At 68.3% G+C, this 18,452-nt stretch carries 16 protein-coding genes; 9 read left to right on the top strand and 7 right to left on the bottom strand.

Annotated elements, in window-relative coordinates; genetic code table 11:
- Nucleotides 1-10 precede the first annotated feature (10 nt).
- From pstC to SOM18_RS05325, 3 genes are all read right to left on the bottom strand, one after another.
- A complete protein-coding gene (gene pstC, locus SOM18_RS05315) occupies nt 11-1,387 on the bottom strand; it encodes a phosphate ABC transporter permease subunit PstC (protein ID WP_031441636.1) in 1,377 nt (458 codons plus the stop codon).
- Between the two features lie 49 nt (nt 1,388-1,436).
- Nucleotides 1,437-2,504: a substrate-binding domain-containing protein gene (locus tag SOM18_RS05320; protein ID WP_031441637.1), complete on the bottom strand. Its 1,068-nt coding sequence runs from the start codon at nt 2,502-2,504 to the stop codon at nt 1,437-1,439.
- A 61-nt stretch (nt 2,505-2,565) separates the two neighbouring features.
- Complete coding sequence (locus SOM18_RS05325; RefSeq protein ID WP_056406039.1) at nt 2,566-3,798, bottom strand: ATP-binding protein; 1,233 nt, start codon at nt 3,796-3,798, stop codon at nt 2,566-2,568.
- Between the two features lie 142 nt (nt 3,799-3,940).
- Between SOM18_RS05325 and SOM18_RS05330 the strand changes: the two genes are divergently transcribed.
- The 4 genes from SOM18_RS05330 to SOM18_RS05345 all read left to right on the top strand — a co-directional run bounded on the left by SOM18_RS05330 (nt 3,941) and on the right by SOM18_RS05345 (nt 6,498).
- Nucleotides 3,941-4,351 (top strand): hypothetical protein, encoded by a 411-nt coding sequence (locus tag SOM18_RS05330; RefSeq protein ID WP_031441639.1) that lies wholly within the window; start codon nt 3,941-3,943, stop codon nt 4,349-4,351.
- Nucleotides 4,352-4,355: 4 nt separating this feature from the next.
- Nucleotides 4,356-4,643: an HPr-rel-A system PqqD family peptide chaperone gene (locus SOM18_RS05335; protein WP_031441640.1), complete on the top strand. Its 288-nt coding sequence runs from the start codon at nt 4,356-4,358 to the stop codon at nt 4,641-4,643.
- Entirely contained in the window at nt 4,640-5,500 is an 861-nt protein-coding gene (locus SOM18_RS05340) for an HprK-related kinase A (RefSeq protein ID WP_192008473.1), read from the top strand. The genes SOM18_RS05335 and SOM18_RS05340 overlap by 4 nt, the downstream gene beginning before the upstream one ends.
- A 71-nt stretch (nt 5,501-5,571) precedes the next feature.
- The gene (locus SOM18_RS05345; protein WP_320481517.1) at nt 5,572-6,498 is read left to right on the top strand and encodes a nucleotidyltransferase family protein; all 927 of its coding nucleotides are present in this window, start codon (nt 5,572-5,574) and stop codon (nt 6,496-6,498) included.
- A gap of 16 nt (nt 6,499-6,514) precedes the next feature.
- On the opposite strand, the gene SOM18_RS05350 is transcribed toward SOM18_RS05345, so the two are convergent.
- Both SOM18_RS05350 and SOM18_RS05355 read right to left on the bottom strand, forming a co-directional pair.
- Nucleotides 6,515-6,898, bottom strand: coding sequence for a hypothetical protein (locus SOM18_RS05350; protein ID WP_042467624.1), 384 nt, complete (start codon nt 6,896-6,898; stop codon nt 6,515-6,517).
- Nucleotides 6,895-7,614 (bottom strand): HAD hydrolase-like protein, encoded by a 720-nt coding sequence (locus SOM18_RS05355; RefSeq protein ID WP_031441643.1) that lies wholly within the window; start codon nt 7,612-7,614, stop codon nt 6,895-6,897. Before SOM18_RS05355 ends, SOM18_RS05350 begins: the two co-directional genes overlap by 4 nt.
- Nucleotides 7,615-7,676: 62 nt before the next feature.
- Between SOM18_RS05355 and glmU the strand changes: the two genes are divergently transcribed.
- Together glmU and glmS are read left to right on the top strand one after the other, a co-directional pair.
- Nucleotides 7,677-9,047: a bifunctional UDP-N-acetylglucosamine diphosphorylase/glucosamine-1-phosphate N-acetyltransferase GlmU gene (gene glmU, locus SOM18_RS05360; RefSeq protein ID WP_031441644.1), complete on the top strand. Its 1,371-nt coding sequence runs from the start codon at nt 7,677-7,679 to the stop codon at nt 9,045-9,047.
- A gap of 96 nt (nt 9,048-9,143) precedes the next feature.
- Nucleotides 9,144-10,967, top strand: coding sequence for a glutamine--fructose-6-phosphate transaminase (isomerizing) (gene glmS / locus SOM18_RS05365; RefSeq protein ID WP_031441645.1), 1,824 nt, complete (start codon nt 9,144-9,146; stop codon nt 10,965-10,967).
- A 12-nt stretch (nt 10,968-10,979) separates the two neighbouring features.
- Here glmS and SOM18_RS05370 read toward each other — a convergent pair whose 3' ends face one another.
- A complete protein-coding gene (locus SOM18_RS05370) occupies nt 10,980-12,773 on the bottom strand; it encodes a putative bifunctional diguanylate cyclase/phosphodiesterase (RefSeq protein WP_042467625.1) in 1,794 nt (597 codons plus the stop codon).
- Nucleotides 12,774-12,920: 147 nt separating this feature from the next.
- Here SOM18_RS05370 and SOM18_RS05375 point away from each other — a divergent pair, with 147 nt between their 5' ends.
- Both SOM18_RS05375 and SOM18_RS05380 read left to right on the top strand, forming a co-directional pair.
- On the top strand, nt 12,921-13,847 hold the full coding sequence (locus SOM18_RS05375; protein WP_320481431.1) for an ROK family protein: 927 nt from the start codon (nt 12,921-12,923) through the stop codon (nt 13,845-13,847).
- A gap of 88 nt (nt 13,848-13,935) precedes the next feature.
- Nucleotides 13,936-15,771: a putative bifunctional diguanylate cyclase/phosphodiesterase gene (locus SOM18_RS05380; RefSeq protein ID WP_320481432.1), complete on the top strand. Its 1,836-nt coding sequence runs from the start codon at nt 13,936-13,938 to the stop codon at nt 15,769-15,771.
- Nucleotides 15,772-15,798: 27 nt separating this feature from the next.
- Here SOM18_RS05380 and dinB read toward each other — a convergent pair whose 3' ends face one another.
- Complete coding sequence (dinB, locus tag SOM18_RS05385) at nt 15,799-16,887, bottom strand: DNA polymerase IV (RefSeq protein ID WP_031441648.1); 1,089 nt, start codon at nt 16,885-16,887, stop codon at nt 15,799-15,801.
- A 147-nt stretch (nt 16,888-17,034) separates the two neighbouring features.
- On the opposite strand from dinB, the gene SOM18_RS05390 reads away from it, so the two are divergent.
- A complete protein-coding gene (locus SOM18_RS05390; RefSeq protein WP_159512761.1) occupies nt 17,035-18,429 on the top strand; it encodes a phospholipase D-like domain-containing protein in 1,395 nt (464 codons plus the stop codon).
- Nucleotides 18,430-18,452: the final 23 nt, after the last annotated feature.

The following is an 18,452-nucleotide window of genomic DNA, read 5'->3' on the forward strand; positions in this document are numbered from 1 at the left end:
GGGGGTCACGCTATTCATAGGCTTCGCGGTACCGTTTCACGACCGTCAGCGCGACGATGTTGAGGAGCAGGGTGACGACGAACAGCGTCAGCCCCAGCGCGAAGGCGGCGAGCGTCTTGGCGCTGTCGAACTCGGCCTCGCCGGTCAGCAGATCGACGATCTGCTTGGTCACGGTCGTCGTGCTGGCGAACGGGTTGAGCGTCAGCGTCGCGACGCCGCTGGCGGCCATCACCACGATCATCGTCTCGCCGATCGCGCGGCTGACCGCGAGGAGGACGCCGCCGACCACGCCCGGCAGTGCGGCGGGGAGCAGGACGCGGCGGATCGTCTCGGACGAGGTTGCACCCATCGCAAGGCTGCCGTCGCGCATCGACGAGGGGACCGCGGCGATCGAATCATCGGCCATCGACGACACGAACGGGATGATCATGATCCCCATCACGAGCCCGGCGGCGAGCGCGCTCTCCGACGAGGCCCAGCTGATCCCGATCCACACCGCGAAATCGCGCACCGCTGGCGCCACCGTCAGCGCGGCGAAATAGCCATAGACGACGGTCGGCACGCCCGCGAGCACCTCGAGGATCGGCTTCATCCATTTGCGCGTGGTCGGGGCGGCATATTGCGTGAGGTAGATCGCACTCATCAGCCCGAACGGGATCGCGACGATCATCGCGATCACCGCGCCGATGAAGAACGTCCCCCAGAACAGCGGCACCGCGCCGAGCGACGCCCCCGGATCGCGCGCGTCGACGACCTGCGGGCTCCAGTGCGTGCCGAACAGGAAGTCGGTGATCGGCACGATCGAGAAGAAGCGCGCGGATTCGTAGAGCAGCGAGGCGACGATGCCGACCGTGGTCAGGATCGCGATCAGCGACGCGCCGAGCAGCAGGATCATGACAATCCGCTCGACCCGCGTCCGCGCGCCGAAGCCCGGCCGCACGCGCAGGAACGCGAACGCGCCGCCGGCAAAGGTGAGCAGCAGCGCGAGCGCGGTCGCGATCCAGTCGTAGCGCGATTGCGCGGCGGCATAGACCGGTGACAGGACGCGCGCGAGCTCGTGGAACGCGCCGAAGCTTCGTCCCTCCGCCAGGCTGCGCGCCTCGGACAGGATCGAGGCACGGTCGAAGCCGGGCGGGGGCAGCTGCACCGCGGCGGGGCTGGCCAGCACGGTATCGGTGACGAGCGCGGGTACGACCATCGACCAGCCAACCAGAAACAGCAGCGGCGGGATCGCGGTCCACAGCGCGACATACCAGCCGTGATGCGCGGGCAGCGAGCTGAACCGCGCGGTGTTGCCGACCCGGAACCGTGCGGCACGCATCCGTGCGCTCAGCCACGCGATCAGGCCGAGTCCGAGAACGAGGAAGAAGAGGGCGAGTGCCGACATCAGGCCGTCTCCACCGGTTTCGGGGCGGCGGTCGTGTTCCAGTAGTGCATCACGACAGCACCGCCGGGTCGAGAATCGTCTCGTTGGCGATGATCGCTGCCGACCGGGCCTGGACCGCGGGTGGCGCGGCGATCAGGCCGCGCTTCACCAGCGGCCCGGTCGCGCTCCAGTTGGCGGCATAGAGTTTCAGGAACGTCCGCAGTCCCGGAATAGCACTCAGATGCGCCTTCTTCACATAGATGTAGAGCGGGCGTGACCCCGGATACCGCGTGTCCGCGATCGTCGCATAGGTCGGCTCGACACCGGAGATCGCGACGCCGTTCACGTCGTTCTTGTTCTCTTCGAGATAGCTGTAGCCGAACACGCCGATCGCATTGGGGTTGGACTGGAGCTTTTGGACGATCAGATTGTCGTTCTCACCCGCATCGACATACATCCCGTCCTCGCGGACGCGGGTGCACAGCGCCTTGTGCGCATCGGGATCGGACTTGGCGAGCGGCTTGGCGGCGGGGTCGCTCGCTTCGCAGCCCTTGGTCAGGATCAGCTCGGCGAGCGCGTCGCGCGTGCCGCTGGTCGCGGGCGGGCCATAGACCTGGATCGGCACCGGCGGCAGCGCGGGGTTCACGTCGCGCCACACGCGCGCGGTGTTGGGCCGGCCGCCGGGGCTGGCGGCGAGTGCCTTGTACAGGTCGGTCGGGGTGAGCTGCATCTTCGGGCCGTTCTTCGCCTCGGCAAAGGCGATGCCGTCGATCCCGACCTGGATTTCCAGGATCTGGCCGGCGCCGTTGGCCGCGCAGTCCTTATACTCGCTCGCCTTCATCCGCCGCGACGCATCCTCGATATCGGGATGGCCGGCGCCGATGCCTGCGCAGAACAGCTTCATCCCCGCGCCGGTGCCGGTCGATTCGATCACCGGTGCCTTGGCATCGGGATCGTTGGCGACGAGCTGTTCGGCGATCATCGTCGTGAAGGGGTAGACCGTCGACGATCCGACCGCGGTGATCTGATCGCGCGAACCCGCGCCGCCGCCATTCGCCTGATCGACGCATCCGCCGATCAGCGTCGCGCCCGCCAGTGCCGTGACCGCCAGTCCTGAAATCGCCCCGAAACGCTGCACGTCAATTCCCGTCATGCCTGCCCGATAGCGCGGCTAGACCGGATCCTGTGTGACAGTCGCGTTACCGTTTGATGACACGCGACGAATTGGCGGGGCCGGCACCAGCCGGCGGCAGGATCACCGCGACCGTCGTGCCGACCCCGACCTGGCTCGCGATGTCGAGGCGACCGCGATGCCGCTCGACGATATGCTTGACGATCGCCAGCCCCAGTCCGGTGCCGCCGAGCGAACGGCTGCGCCCGGCATCGGCGCGGTAGAATCGCTCGGTCAGCCGCGGGATGTGCACAGCGGCGATGCCGTCGCCCTCGTCGCGTACCGCCAGCCTGACCATGCCGGTCACGTCGCGCGCCAGGGTGATCGTCACCGGCGTCCCGGCGCGGCCATATTTCATCGCGTTGCCCACCAAATTGTGGAGCATCTGCGACAGCTGCACGCGGTCGCCCGACACCGGGGGGACGGCGGGCTCGATCGTCGCGACCAGATCAAGGCCCCGGTTGCCCGCGCCGTCGGCCAGTTCGGCCCGCACGTCGCCGACCAGAATGGCCAGGTCGATCGGCGTGTCGGGGACGCGGTATTTCTCCGCCTCGATCCGGCTGAGCGAGATTAGATCCTCGATCAGCCGCAGCATCCGCTTGGCCTCGTCGTCCATCACCTTGAGGAAGCGCGCGCGGATCGCCGGATCCTCGCCCGCTTCCTCGCTCAGCGTCTCGATGAAGCCGAGGATCGAGGCGAGCGGCGTGCGCAGTTCGTGGCTCGCATTGGCGACGAAATCAACGCGCATCCGTTCGGCGGCATAATTGCCGGTCTGGTCAATCAGATGGACGATGCGCTGGCCGTCGGACAATTCGCCGACGCGCATTTCCCAGCGCTGGTCGCGGGTGCCAAGGCCGACCAGCTCGATCGGCGGAGTCTCGCCCAGCGCGGCGGGGGACGACAGCGCTTCGGCCGCGGCGGGGTGGCGGATCGCCACGCGCGCATCGTCGCCGATGATGTGTTCGCCGAGCAGCGCACGCGCGGCGCGGTTGGCGAGCACAACGCGGCCGTCGCGGACCAGCAGCACGGGCTCAACGATCAGGTCGAGCGTCTCGTCGAGGATCGCCGGATTGACCGGCGCGGGATCGGCAGCGGCGGGCGGCTCGTCCCCGGTCCCGGCGGCGACCAGTGCGGCGGCGATCCCGCCGACCAGCGCGACCAGCCCCGCCTGGATCGACGTGCCGATCGCGAATACCGCGATTGCGGCACCGCCGGCCACAATGATCGCCCAAAAGGTGCGCAGTCCAAATCCGGTCAACATGCGCGCGTGTCTAGGCCATTCGCTGCCCCGCGCGCCAGCCCGTCCCGTAGCGGCACAGCGCCGGCCCCATCGCCCCCTGCAAAGCCCGGTTGCTTGCGCGAGGTTCATGATTGTGAAAGGGCATGATGCTAGCGGAGACCCGATGAGCGACGACACGCGCCCCGACACCGATCCGATCGAGACGACGCCGTCGCGCCGCCGCGTCCTGACGCTCGGCGCGGTCGGTGCCGCTGCGGTCGTGTCGATCCGTCCGGCGCTGGCGCAGACCGCGGGATCGGTGCTCAATTGCGACATTCCGGTGCCCGATGCGGGCCGCGCGGGCAGCTTCATCGATGCGCAGGGCAAAATCGTGCCATCGGGGACCAAGGGCGCTTTCGCGGGCGCCAGCCGGCCGTTCAAGGGCGAGGAGGTCCGGCGCGTGCTCAACAGCGGCGGCCAGCTGCCCGGCACCGATTCCGAACGCAGCCGTGCCTATGTAAATTACATCCGCCGGTTGCAGCGCGGCCAGGGCGGCTTCACCTGCTTCGCCTCGTTGCAGATGCCGCGCGGCTGAGGCCGTGGACGACGCCGCACCGGGGCCGATCTACCGCGCCGACCCGCCCGGCGGGCTGGTCCTCGCCCCGCTCGACGCGTTCACCGCGGTCTATCACCGGCGATCGGGCATGACTCACCTGCTGACCGAACCCGCGCCGCAGATCCTGGCGATCCTCGGCGAGGCCGGGCTGTTGCTGGAGGCGCTGCTCGACCGGCTGGCGGGTGACTATGATCTCGCCGACGCCACAGCTTCGGCGCTGGCGGCGCGGCTCGACGAGCTGGTCGCCGCCGGGCTTGTCGCAACGTCGTGAGACACGCCTTCGCGCTGCGCATCGGTCCGATCGGATTCCGGATCGGATCGGACTGGCGCGCGCCGATCGACCAGCTGCGCAGTCTCTACCGCGATTATCCCGCGCCGCAGGACGGGGTGGCGGATTACACCGTCCGTCTCTTTGCACGTCGACCCTGGCGGCGGTGGCTTCGCCCGTCGGTCGAGATCGGCGGCGATTACATGCTGCCCGAGGCCGCGCCGCTGCCGCTGCGGCACGGGCTGCTGGCCGCCGAAATGGCGATGAACCTCCAGATGGCGCTCGGCGCACGCCGCCACCTGTTGCTCCATGCCTCTGCGGTCGAACGCGATGGCCGGGCGGTGCTGATGACCGGGGTGTCGGGTGCGGGCAAATCGACTCTGGCGACGCTGCTTGCGGCGCGGGGCTGGCGGTTCATGGGCGATGAGTTCGCGTTGCTCGACCCCGCGACCGGGCTGCTTCACGCCTTTCCGCGACTGATCAGCCTGAAGAATGCGGCGATCCCGGCGGCCGAGGCGGCCTGGCCAGACGCGCGGATGGGGCCGCTGATGGCGGCGACTCCGAAGGGCGATATCCGCCACATGGTCCCCGACGCACGCGCGATCGCCGCGATGGACCAGCCGGCGACCCCCGCCTTGCTGCTGTTTCCCCGCTACGGCGATGCGGCGGCGGTCCGGCCGGTGCCGCCCGCCGAGGCGTTCGTGCGGATGACGCAGGCCTCGACCAACTATGTCGCGCTTGGCGAGGCGGGGTTCACCGCGATGACCCGCCTGATCGCGCAGATCCCCGCGGTCGCGATCGACTATCCCGACGGTGCCAGCGGGGTCGCGCAGGTCGAGGCGTTATGCGCGGCGCTGTGACAGACCTCCCGCATACCGTGGTGGCGGACGCAAGCCTGCTCGCCGGTGCGCTCGCCGATCCGGGACGCGTCATGGCGCTCGACGCGGAAGGCTGGACCAGCCTTCTGACGATCGCCCGGGCCGAACAGCTGATCGGGACGCTGGCGCTGCGTCTCGATGGCCTGCCGCTGCCGCGCGCGGTCGAAGCGATCCTCGGCGATGCACGCGCCGCCGCGGAACAGGGTCGCCGCGCGGCACTGTGGGAGGCGGAGATGGCGCGGCGCGCACTCGCACCGCTCGGCTGCCCGGTCGTGCTCCTCAAGGGGACGGCCTATGCCGCAGCGGGACTGATGGCGGGGCAGGGCCGGTCGATCGGCGATCTCGACATCATCGTGCCGCGGGCGGCGCTCGACCGGGTCGAGGCGGCGGTGCTCGGCGCGGGGTGGGAATGGGTGAAGCCCGATCCGTATGACGACGCCTATTACCGGCGCTGGATGCACGAGCTGCCGCCGCTGATTCACCGCGAGCGCGACCGAATGATCGACGTCCATCACACGATCCTGCCGCTCACCGCGCGGGTCACGCCCGATCCTGCGCGCCTGATCGCGGACAGCGTGCCGCTCGGCAACGGCCTGCGCACGCTGTCGCCCAATGGCATGATCGTCCATGCCGCCGCGCATCTGTTCGCGGACGGCGACCTGGCGGGCGGCCTGCGCAATTTGTGGGACATTCGCTGTCTGGTCGAGGAATTCGGCACCGAGGGGCTTGCAGAGGAGGCGGCGCGGCATGGTCTGCGCCGTCCCGTCTCGCGCGCGCTGCGCCTCGTCGACAGCGTTTTCGCCGGGGGCCGGCTGGCGGGCAGCGACCGCCTCTATGTGCGGCGGCTGACCGCGCGCGACGGCTGGGGGCGGCCGACCCGCCCGGTCACGCGGCTGGCCTTCTACGTCCGGTCGCACGCGCTGCGGATGCCACCGGCGATGCTCACGCGCCATCTGTGGACGAAGTGGCGCAAGGCCTGAGCGCCCGCGCGGGGGATCAGTGCAGCGTGCGCAGCCGCGGCGGCCGTGTCCGCCGCACCATCGCGATGATGGCGACGACGACGGCGATCGCGATCGTGTCGGCGATCCAGTCGCGAATGTCGCAGTCGCGGTGCAGCGACGGGATCGACTGCGCCACCTCGACCATCGCGCCGAGGAAGGACAGGCGTTCGAGCACCTTGCGTCCGCGCGCAGCGGGATAGGCGAACGACGCCAGCGCGGCGAGCGTCGCGAAGGCCAGCATGTGCTTAAACGTGTCGCCGAACTGGTCGATCGGCAGGTGCGGCGGCTTGGGGAGGAGTGCCATCGTCACGGCGAAGAGGATCGCCAGCGCCAGCGCGATCTTGAAGAACCCGGTCAGGTCGCGGTCGCGGCCGTTCACGCTGCGGTGCGCCGGGCGAGGTCGTCGAGCGCGGGGATCAGCGCATCGAATCCGTCGATCACCGCCTCTGCCCCAAGCTCGTCGACCGGCTGCATCAGAAAGCCGAAGCTGCACGCGATCGTCGGCAACCCTGCCGCCTGTCCCGCCTGGATATCGAAGATCGAATCGCCGACGAACGCCGCGCGGGGGGCGGCACCTTGCGCCCCGGCGCGCTTCGCGTCCGCCACCACGGCGCACTGGCGCACCATTTCGTGGATCGGCATCGGCGACGGCTTGCCCTCCGCCATGGTGTCGCCGCCGAGGATGCAGGCGAACCGGTCGGTCAGGCCGAGTTCGTCGAGCACGGTGCGCGCGAATCGTTCGATCTTGTTGGTGACGATCCCGATCGTGACACCGCGTGCCGCCAGCGCGTCGAGCGCCTCGATCACCCCGGGATAGGGCCGCGTCAGCACACAGATATGCGCCTCGTAATAGGCGAGCAGCGCGGCGTGCAGCCGGTCGAGCATCGCCTCGTCATAGCCGCCGGTCGCGGTCAGCCCTTGTTTCAGCATGTGCCGCGCGCCGCCGCCGATCATCGGCTTGACCTGTTCGACGCTCAGCGCCGGCCGGTTCGCAAGCGCGAGTGCATGATTGACCGCCGCGGTCAGGTCGCCGCTGGTGTCGAGCAGGGTGCCGTCAAGGTCGAACCCGACGATATCGAATGAAAAATACGTCATCGCCGTGATGCCTGCCAGCGCGGCTATGGAATTGGCAAGGCTTTCGTGGCAGCGGTCCTTCCATGACGACGCATATGCACGACCAGTCCATCGCGGTGATCATCCTGGCGGCCGGCAAGGGCACCCGGATGAAGTCCGACCTGCACAAGGTGCTGCACCCGATCGCGGGGCGGCCGATGCTGCACCATCTGGTCGCGAGCGCGGCGACGCTGCACCCGGCGCGCACCGTCGTGGTGACGGGTGCCGGGCGCGAGCAGGTCGAGCGTGCGGTCGCCCCGCTGGGGATCGCCACCGCGCTGCAGGCCGAACAGCTCGGCACCGGCCACGCCGTGGCGCAGGCGCGCGACGCGCTGGCCGGGTTCGAGGGCGATGTGCTGATCCTCTATGGCGACGTGCCACTCGTCACCGCCGCGACGATGCAGCGGATGATCGACCGGTTGCATGGCGACGATGCGCCCGCGGCGGTCGTGCTCGGCTTCCGCCCCGCCGATCCCGGTGCCTATGGTCGCGTCATCGCCGATGCCGCCGGCCGGATCGACCGGATGGTCGAATATAAGGACGCCTCCGACGCCGAGCGTGCCGAGACATTGTGCAATTCGGGGCTGATGGCGGTCCATTCGCGCGACCTGTTCGCGTTGCTCGCGCGCGTCGGCAACGACAATGCGGCGGGCGAATATTATCTGCCCGACATCGTCATGCTCGCCGCCGCCGACGGCCGGGCCTCGGCGGTGATCGAGACGGGCGAAGGCGAGGTGGCGGGCGTCAACAGCCGCGGCGAGCTCGCCGCGGTTGAGGCGGCCTGGCAGGCGACGCGCCGTGCCGCCGCCATGGCGGACGGCGCGACGCTGATCGCGCCCGATACGGTCTGGTTCGCGCACGATACGCTGCTCGGGCGTGACGTGACGATCGAGCCCAATGTCGTGTTCGGCCCGGGCGTTCGCGTCGCGGATGGTGCGGTCATCCGTGCCTTCAGCCATGTCGAGGGTGCGGTGATCGGCGAAAAGGCGGATGTCGGCCCGTTCGCGCGCCTGCGGCCCGGCGCGGATCTCGGCGCCGGATCACGCGTCGGCAATTTCGTCGAAGTAAAGAAGGCGACGATTGGCGTCGGCGCGAAGGTCAATCATCTGAGCTATATCGGCGATGCCGAAATCGGCGCGCGCGCGAACATCGGCGCGGGCACGATCACCTGCAATTACGACGGCTATTTCAAATATCGTACCGTCGTCGGCGAGGACGCGTTCATCGGCTCGAATTCCGCGCTGGTTGCGCCGGTGAGCGTCGGCAGCGGCGCGATCGTCGCGGCGGGGTCGGTGCTCACGCGCGACGTCGACGCCGACGCACTCGCGCTCGTCCGTCCGCCCCAGGTCGACAAGCCCGGCTGGGCAGCGCGATTCCGCGAAATGATGGTGGCCCGCAAAGCCGCTCGTCGGTGACGCTCCGCGCGACCGATCGCACGCGGTTCCCGACCTGACCAGGATCATGCGGAGCGTGTCGCACGCCTCGCCCGACAAGACGAATGGATAGATAGCATGTGTGGCATCGTGGGAATCCTGAGCAATGATGCGGTCGCCGAGCGGTTGCTCGACGGTCTCAAGCGGCTCGAATATCGCGGCTATGACTCGGCTGGCATCGCGACCGATCATGACGGCGCGATCGAGCGCCGGCGCGCATCGGGCAAGCTGGTCAACCTGGCGAACGAGCTCGCCGCGCATCCGCTGCCGGGCAGGACCGGGATCGCGCACACGCGCTGGGCGACGCATGGCGGACCGACCACCAACAACGCGCATCCGCACGCCACCGGCGAGGTCGCGGTCGTCCACAACGGCATCATCGAGAATTTCAAACCGCTGCGCGACGAACTGATCGCGCGCGGCCGGACCTTCACCAGCGAGACCGACACCGAAGTCGTCGCGCACCTGATCAGCGAGAAGATCGAGGCCGGCAGTGATCCGATCTCGGCGGTGCGCGAGATCCTGCCGCGGCTGCACGGCGCGTTCGCATTAGCGATCCTCTTCCGCCAGCATCCCGACCTGCTGATCGGCGCGCGGCTCGGCTCGCCGCTGGTCGTCGGCCACGGCGAGGGCGAGATGTTCCTCGGCTCGGATGCTCTCGCGCTCGCGCCGTTGACTCAGCGTATCGCCTATCTCGACGAGGGCGACTGGGTCGTGCTGACGCGCGACGGTGCGCAGGTCTATGACCGCGACAACGCGCCCGTCGAGCGCGCGATCACACTGTCGGGGATCACCGGCGAGGTGATCTCGAAGGGCAATCACAAGCATTACATGCTCAAGGAGATCTACGAGCAGCCGATCGTCGTCGCGCAGACGCTGCGTTCGTATCTGAAGCGGATGGAGGGCGAGGTCTCGCTGCCGATCCCCGAATTCGACCTGTCGACCATCAAGCGCGTCACGATCGTCGCGTGCGGAACGAGCTTCTATGCGGGCATGGTCGCCAAATACTGGTTCGAGCAGTTCGCGCGCGTCCCCGTCGACCTCGATGTCGCGTCCGAGTTCCGCTACCGCGCGCCGGTGATGGAGGAGGGCGGCCTCGCGCTGTTCATCTCGCAGTCGGGCGAGACCGCGGACACGCTGGCCGCGCTCCGCCATGCCAAGGCCGAAGGGCAGAAGATCGCGGTCGTCGTCAACGTGCCGACCAGCAGCATGGCGCGCGAGGCGGACCTGTTGCTGCCGACGCATGCCGGCCCCGAGATCGGCGTCGCCTCGACCAAGGCGTTTACCTGCCAGCTTGCGGTGCTCGCCGCGCTCGCGGCCAATCTGGCGCGCGCGAAGGGCCTGCTGACCCGCGAGCAGGAGCGCGAGATCGTCCGCCACCTCGCCGAGGCGCCCGCCGCGCTTAACGGCGCGCTGGCGTATGATGAGGCGATCGAGGCGATGGCGCACACCGTCGCCGGCGCGCGCGACGTGCTGTATCTCGGCAGGGGCACGGATTATCCGCTCGCGCTGGAGGGCGCGCTGAAGCTGAAGGAAATCAGCTATATCCATGCCGAGGGCTATGCCGCGGGCGAGATGAAGCACGGGCCGATCGCGCTGATCGACGAGCATGTCCCTGTCATCGTCATCGCACCGTCGGGGCCGTTGTTCGACAAGACCGTCAGCAACATGCAGGAGGTGATGGCGCGCGGCGGCAAGGTCGTGCTGATCAGCGACTATGACGGCATCCAGGCGGCGGGCGAGGGCTGCATGGCAACGATCACCATGCCCAAGGTCCACCCGCTGATCGCGCCTCTGGTCTATGCGGTGCCGGTCCAGCTGCTCGCCTATCACGTCGCGGTGCTCAAGGGGACCGACGTCGATCAGCCGCGCAACCTGGCGAAGTCGGTCACCGTCGAATAAGGGCGCCGGGGCTCAGGCCGCCTCGCGGTGGGGCAATGGCGGCATCTGGTCGTCGCCGTTGAACCGCGCGATCCAGGGCAGGACGTCCTGCGCTTCGAGCGGGCGGGCGAAGACATAGCCCTGTGCCTCGTCGCACGCCATCCGCGTCAGCGTGTCGACGGCGCCGACGGTCTCCACGCCCTCGGCCACCACGCGGAAACCGAGCTTCTTCGACAGCGAGATCATCGTCGCGATCACCGTCCGGCTGCGGGCGTCGTCGGTGTCGAGCGGGTCGACGAACGACTTGTCGATCTTGACCACGCTCGCGGGCAGCGTCTGGAGATAGGCCAGGCTGCTGTGGCCGGTCCCGAAATCGTCGATCGCAACGCGGACCCCGGTCGCCGCCAGCGCCTCGAGCCTGGCGAGCGACTGCGCCGAATTCTCCATCATCGCGCTTTCGGTCACCTCGACCTCGAGCATGTCGGGCGCGACATTGTGCGCGTCGAGCGCCGCGGCGATTGCCGCGACGAGTCCGTCCTCGTCGAGATTGGTCGCCGAGATGTTGATCGACAGAGGCAGCGAGACGCCACACGCCTGCCACGCCGCCAGCTGACGCAGGGCGGTGTCGAGGACGAATGCGGTGGTCGGCTTGGCCAGCGTGGTCCGTTCGACGATCGGGATGAACTCCGCGGGCGATACGTCGCCCAGCGTCGGGTCGTTCCAGCGCAGCAACGCTTCCGCCCCGACGCAGCGACGTGATCCGAGGTCGATCCGCGGCTGATAGACCAGGCGGAGCGACGCGCCGTCCTCCAGCGCTGTGCCGAACGCGCTGAGCAGCACGATATTGCGCCGGTATTCGGAATCGTTCGACGTCGCATAGACGCTGATCAGGCTGTCCTTGGCCTGCGCATCCTGTGCGGCGCTGTGCGCGGCGCGCAGGATTTCCTGCGACCGGATCGCTCCCAGCGTCACGGGGACGATCCCGGCCGCCATCGTCGTCACGAACCGCGCGATCGAGCCCGCGGCACTGACCGCGAGCCCGGCGCTCACCACGTCGAGATAGCCGGGCATCGTTGCGCCGGGTAACGACAGGAACGCAAACTGGGTCGCGGCAACGTGATAGAGCGTGCGCGCAGGCCCCAGTTGCTCGCGCAAGGTACGCGCTGATTCCTTGACCAGCGTTTCGATATAGCCGGCGCCCATCACCCGGATCAGCGCATTCAGCTGGTCGGCGCGCGCGAGGTCGAGCAGCACGACGAAGCGCTGCTCGCCGGGCGTGTCACGCGCGAGATCGTCGAGATCTTCCAGAAACCGGAAGCGGTTGGGTAGCGCGCTGACCGGATCGACCCGCCCGACCGCATGCTGGAGGTCGATCTGCGCCATGACCATCGCCGCAAGGTCGGTCAGCGCGGCAAGCTCCTCGGGCGAGGCGGTTCGGGGTTCGGCGCCCAGCACGCAGAGCGACCCGAGCCCATGGCCCTCCCGCGTGATCAGCGGCGCACCCGCATAGAAACGGATGCCGGACTGCGCGAGCGGGCTGTTGGCATAGAAGCCGTCGGCGGCCAGATCGGGTATCACCAGACCCTGCGTTGTCTCGGCGACCTCCGCGCACGGGGCCTTGGCCCGCGCGATGTGGTCGTGCGTGATCCCGACGCGTGACTTGAACCATTGCCGGTCGCTATCGGTCAGCGAGATTGCGGCGATCGGCAGCCCGAAGATCTGGCCCGCCATCCGGGTGATGCGATCGAAGCTTTCGCTGGCGCTGGTGTCGAGCAGGCGCAATTGGCGCAATGCATCAAGCCGTGCCGCCTCTTCATACGCCCGCATTTCTATGCTCCAGTCGCCAGCATTATGCGCAACGAGTCGACTTGCGCGATAGACTTATGTTGTTAACATGGAGTAAATTACAGCAACTTGACGGATCTGCCCCGCCGGACGAATTGCTGCAGCCAAAGCATTGGTTTGGGGACAGGGATGAGCGAAATACCATTGGTGGCCGGGATCGAACTTGGCGGGACCAAGTGCATCTGTATCCTGGCGCGAGGGCCCGATGCGATCGAGGAAATCGTACGAATTCCGACAACTCGCCCCGATGAGACGCTTGCCGCGATCGAAGCCGTGCTCGACCGCTGGACCGGTTTCGTCGCAATCGGGATCGCAAGCTTCGGCCCGGTCGGGATTGACCGGCGCGGCGGTGATTACGGCCATATCACCTCGACGCCCAAGCCCGGTTGGGCGGGGACCGACGTCGCCGGGCGCCTGCAGCGTCGATATGCGGTGCCGACCGGCTTCCATACCGACGTCGTCGGCGCGGCGCTGGCCGAGGCGCGCTGGGGTGCGGCGCAGGGCCTGGCGGACATCGCCTATGTGACGGTCGGCACCGGGGTCGGCGCAGGGTTGATCGCGGGGCATCGACCGGTCGACGGCCTGATGCATTCGGAACTCGGGCATATCCGGCCGGTCCGAACGCCGGGCGACGACTGGATCGGCAGTTGCCCGTTTCACGGCGCCTGCCTCGAGGGGCTCGTGTCGGGGCCGGCGATTGCCGCGCGGCTCGGCCATCCCGCCGATGAGGCCCCCGCCGATCATCCGGTCTGGACAGGCGTCGCGGAGGCGCTTGGCCAGTTGTGCCACACGCTCGTGCTCACCGGGATTCCGCGCAGGATCGTCATCGGTGGCGGCGTGATGGGCGCCGGTCACCTGTTTCCGCGGGTCCGTGCCGCGCTGACGCGCAGTCTCGGGGGGTATATCGCATTGCCCGAGCCGACGCTGGTCGATACGTTCGTCGTACCGCCGGCACTCGGTGGCAATGCCGGCCCGCTCGGCGCGATTATCCTTGGTGGCCAAGCGCTTGGTGACTCGGTCGGAGGGTCGGGAAGCTCGGCCTTCATGTCATATTAATTACAGATGCCTACCCACCGGGCCGCGCGATAGGGCCTGGAAAACCGCTTATACGGGCGGGGTCAGGTATCGCGAGGAACGGTGTCCGATGCGTATTCTGATTGTCGACGACGAACCCGGAGTTCATGACGACTACGCCCGTGCGATTCTCGGGACGGAACCAGCGGCGGCTGACCCGCAGGCCGACGCATTTTCGATAACCTCCGTCGGGACCGGCATCGACGCGATCGCCGCGGTCGAATCCGCCATCGCCGAGCCCGCGCCGTTCGCGGTCGCCTTCCTCGATCTGCAGATGGCGTCGGGGCTCGACGTCTGCGAGACGGCGCGCCGGATCCGTGAACTGGACCCCGACATCAATTTCGTGATCGTCACCGCGCTCGACGGTGCCTCGCTCGCCGGGATCGCCAAAGTGGCCGGGCCGGTCGACAAGGTCTTCCATATCGCCAAGCCGTTCGTCGGCGCCGAGTTGCGCCAGACCGCGCTGGCACTGACGCAGCGCTGGCAGTTCGACCATGACTGCAACGCGGTGCGTGCAGCGCTCGTGCGGCAGGTGGCGCAGCTCGAGGTCCGGGCTGCTGAGCTGGCGGCCAATGAAAGCCGTGCGATCCATCTGGCGACGCATGATTCGCTGACCGACGCGCCCAATCGGCTGGCGTTCCTCCGCGCGCTTGCCGAACGCACCCGCGCGGACGGGTGGTTCGCGACGGTGATGATCGATCTCGACCGGTTCAAGCTGGTCAACGACACGCTGGGGCATCTTGCCGGCGACGCGCTGATCCGCGAGATCTGCGCGATCCTCGGCCGGTCCTCGCCCGACGGCGCGCTGGTCGCGCGGCTCGGCGGCGACGAATTCGGCGTGTTGTTCAGCACTGCGGACGAGACCAGCGCCCTGCTCGCCTGCGAACGGATGATCGCGGCCTGTTCGGTCAGCCTCCAGGTCTTTGGCAGTTCCGTCCAGGGCGGCGCCTCGGCCGGGCTGGTCGTGACGCATGGCGGGCAGGGCAGCGACCCGGTCGACGTCATGCGGCGGGCCGACCTTGCGCTGAACGATGCCAAAAGAAGCGGTCGACGCATGGCGCGCGTGTTCGACGAGAGCATGGACGAGGATATCCGCTTTCGCCGGCGGGTCGAAAGCGGGCTTGGCGAAGCGATCGCGAACAACGAGCTCAGCCTGGTGTTCCAGCCGATCGTGTCGCGCGAATCGATCGAGGTGGTCGGGTTCGAGGCGCTGCTGCGCTGGAACACGATGGCTTACGGCCCGATCAGCCCGGGCCTGTTCATGCCGATCGCGGAGGAATCGAACCTCATTCACGACCTGGGCGACTGGGTGCTGCGCAATGCGCTCGCGGTCCTGACGCAGTGGCCGGGTCAGTATGTCTCGGTCAATTTCAGCCCGCGACAGTTCCGGCGCCACCATTTCGTTGACTATGTCAGCGAGAGCGTCCGCCGTGCCGGGGTCGATCCCAGCCGGTTGCAGATCGAGATCACCGAGACCGCGATCTTCGACGATGCCGAGCGTGCGGCAGAGACGCTGGGCGCGTTGCGCCGCATGGGGTTCCGCATCGCGCTCGACGATTTCGGGACGGGCTATTCGAGCCTGCACAACATCCGCACCTTCGCGCTCGACTGCCTGAAGATCGACCGCAGCTTCATCGAGGGGATGGGCCGCGAGCGCGAAAGCGCGGCGATCGTCCATTCGATCATCAGTCTGGGCCGCGCACTCGGCATCGGGGTCATCGCCGAGGGCGTCGAGACCGAGGCGCAGGTCCAGGCCTTGCGCCTGGCGGGGGCCAGCCATCTCCAGGGCTTCTTCTTCTCGCACCCGGTGCCTGCTGCGATCGCCCGGACCATGGCGGAAGCACGCGGTCTCGGCGGGGATCCCGCCGCTGCGCCCCGCGTCATGGCACCGTCGCCGGGCGTCTGATCCCACACCCGCGAAGCGAGCGGTGGGTCAGAGCAGGACGGGCTGTGCGTCGTCCGGCTCGTCACCGACCAGCCCCGACAGCGTCAGGCCGAGCAGCCGGACGCCCTGCGGGACCGGAAGCTGTGCCATCAGCAGGTCCAGTCCGGCGGTGACGAACGCAGCCTTGTCGACCACCGCGGCGCTCGACGAGCGGGCACGCGTGATCGTCCGGAAATCGGCATGACGCAGTTTGAGCGTGACCGTCCGCCCGCGCGTGTCGTGCCGCTCGATCCGCACCCACGCCGCATCGGCGACGCGGTGCAACGCCTCGCGCAGCGCCGCCGGGTCGCTCAGGTTGGTCTCGAACGTCCGCTCCGCCCCGACCGACTTGGCGGCACGGTTGACGCGCACCGGGCGGTGATCGATCCCGCGTGCTGCCCCGTAAAGATAGTCCGCATAGCTGCCGAAATGCGCCTGAAGGAACGCCAGCGGGCGTTCGAGCAGATCCGCGCCGGTCAGGATGCCGAGCTGTTCCATGCGCTTGGCGGTGACCGGGCCGACGCCGTGGAACCGCTTGACCGGCAATGACGCGACGAACGCAGCCCCGCGTTTCGGCGTGATGACGCAGATCCCGTCGGGCTTGTTCTGGTCCGACGCCAGCTTGGCGATGAACTTGTTGTAGCTGACCCCGGCGGAGGCGGTCAGCCCGGTATCGGCCTTGATCCGCGCACGGATCTCCTCGGCGATCGCCTGCGCCGATCCGACCCCGCGGATATCGGCGGTAACGTCGAGATACGCCTCGTCGAGCGACAGCGGTTCGACGAGCGGGGTGAAGTACGCGAAGATCGCGCGGATGTGGTCGGACACCGCACGGTACACGTCGAAGCGCGGCGGCACGAAGACGAGGTCGGGGCAGCGCCTGAGCGCGGTGACCGATGGCATCGCGCTGTGCACCCCGAAGGTCCGCGCCTCGTAGCTCGCGGCAGCGACCACCCCGCGCGCGCGCGAACCACCCACCGCGACCGGCCGTCCCTTCAATGTCGGGTCGTCGCGCTGTTCGACCGAGGCATAGAAGGCGTCCATGTCGACATGGATGATCTTGCGCTGCACCGGCGGCGGGGTAGGAGAAGCGGCCATCTGCACCGCAGATAGGTTCTGACGATGCGCGGAAACAGAGCGTCGTTACGGCGTTGAACGAATTCGGCCGGGCGCAAGCGGCGACGACAAGGGGACCTGGACGTGCGGATCGGAATCGAATGCTGGCGTATCGAACGCGCGGACCAGATGTCCGTGATCGTCGATGCGGAGGAATATTTCCGCCAGGCGCGCGTCGCCATGCTCAACGCCAAGCGGCGGATCATGCTGATCGGCTGGGATTTCGATGCGCGGATCCAGCTCGAACCCGGGGTCGACCGCCCCGGCGAACCGCCGACGCTCGGCGCCTTCATCCTGTGGCTGGTCGAACGCGAGCCCGAGCTCGAGATCTTCCTGCTCCGCTGGGATACCGGTGCGATCAAGTCGCTGTTCCGCGGCTCGACCCTGTTCACGATGATGAAGTGGATGCGGCATCCGCGCATCCATACCAAGCTCGACGGGCATCATCCGACCGCGGGGTCGCATCACCAGAAGATCGTCATCATCGACGATTGCCTCGCCTTTTGCGGCGGGATCGACATGACCGGCGACCGCTGGGACACGCGCGAGCATCGCCATGACGATGCGCGGCGGCGGCGTCCCTCGGGCCGTCCCTACAAGCCGTGGCACGACGCGATCAGCGCGGTCGCAGGCCCCGTCGCGACCGCATTGGGGCAGCTGTTCCGCGACCGCTGGGTGCTGGCAGGCGGCGTGCCGATCGCCGAGGCGAACCCTGGCGCGGCCTGCTGGCCCGACGAGCTCGGCGTGCATTTCCGCGATGTCGACGTCGCGATCGCGCGGACCGAACCCGAGATGGATGATCAGGTCCCGGTGCACGAGAGCGAGGCGCTGTTCCTCGCGCAGATCGCCGGGGCCAAGCGGCATCTCTATATCGAGAGCCAGTATTTCGCGTCGCGCAAGATCGCCGAGGCGGTCGCGCGCCGTCTCGACGAGGCGGACGGGCCCGAAATCGTGATCATCAACCCGGTGACTGCGCAGGGGTGGCTCGAGCCGATCGCGATGGACACCGCGCGCGCGCGCCTCATGACCGCGCTGGCGCACCGCGACGTCCACAAGCGGCTGCGCATGTATCATCCCTACACCAGCGGCGGGGAGGCGATCTATTGCCATGCCAAGATCCTGATCGCGGACGACCAGATCTTCCGGCTCGGGTCGTCGAACATGAACAACCGTTCGCTGCGGCTCGACACCGAATGCGACCTCGCGATCCGCGCGCATGACGAGGCGACGAGCACGGGGATCACCGCGATCCGCAACGACCTGATCGCCGAACATCTCGCGGTCGATGTCGAGGTAGTGACCACGATGATCGCCGAGACCGGGTCGCTGATCGAGACGATCGAGCGGCTGCGCGGGCAGGGCAAGTCGCTGCGCGCCTATGAGGCGCCCGACCTGACCGCGGTCGAGGAATGGCTGGCGGACAATGAGGTACTCGATCCCGAGGGGCCCGAGGAGATGTTCGAGAGCTTCGCGAAGCGCGGCCTGTTCCGCCGCCTCCGCCACCGCCGCCCGAAGAAGAAGTGAGCGATCCTCCCCCGCCAGGGGGA

The organism is Sphingomonas sp. CFBP9019 (assembly GCF_034045155.1).
GTDB classification, from domain to species: domain Bacteria; phylum Pseudomonadota; class Alphaproteobacteria; order Sphingomonadales; family Sphingomonadaceae; genus Sphingomonas; species Sphingomonas aerolata.

Excerpts from the sequence above, each read along its gene's own strand:
- pstC (WP_031441636.1), bottom strand. The coding sequence starts at position 1,387 with ATGTCGGCACTCGCCCTCTTCTTCCTCGTTCTCGGACTCGGCCTGATC.
- SOM18_RS05325 (WP_056406039.1), bottom strand. The coding sequence starts at position 3,798 with ATGTTGACCGGATTTGGACTGCGCACCTTTTGGGCGATCATTGTGGCC.
- SOM18_RS05330 (WP_031441639.1), top strand. The coding sequence starts at position 3,941 with ATGAGCGACGACACGCGCCCCGACACCGATCCGATCGAGACGACGCCG.
- SOM18_RS05345 (WP_320481517.1), top strand. The coding sequence starts at position 5,572 with ATGGCGCTCGACGCGGAAGGCTGGACCAGCCTTCTGACGATCGCCCGG.
- SOM18_RS05355 (WP_031441643.1), bottom strand. The coding sequence starts at position 7,614 with ATGACGTATTTTTCATTCGATATCGTCGGGTTCGACCTTGACGGCACC.
- glmU (WP_031441644.1), top strand. The coding sequence starts at position 7,677 with ATGACGACGCATATGCACGACCAGTCCATCGCGGTGATCATCCTGGCG.
- glmS (WP_031441645.1), top strand. The coding sequence starts at position 9,144 with ATGTGTGGCATCGTGGGAATCCTGAGCAATGATGCGGTCGCCGAGCGG.
- SOM18_RS05370 (WP_042467625.1), bottom strand. The coding sequence starts at position 12,773 with ATGCGGGCGTATGAAGAGGCGGCACGGCTTGATGCATTGCGCCAATTG.
- SOM18_RS05375 (WP_320481431.1), top strand. The coding sequence starts at position 12,921 with ATGAGCGAAATACCATTGGTGGCCGGGATCGAACTTGGCGGGACCAAG.
- SOM18_RS05380 (WP_320481432.1), top strand. The coding sequence starts at position 13,936 with ATGCGTATTCTGATTGTCGACGACGAACCCGGAGTTCATGACGACTAC.
- dinB (WP_031441648.1), bottom strand. The coding sequence starts at position 16,887 with ATGGCCGCTTCTCCTACCCCGCCGCCGGTGCAGCGCAAGATCATCCAT.
- SOM18_RS05390 (WP_159512761.1), top strand. The coding sequence starts at position 17,035 with ATGTCCGTGATCGTCGATGCGGAGGAATATTTCCGCCAGGCGCGCGTC.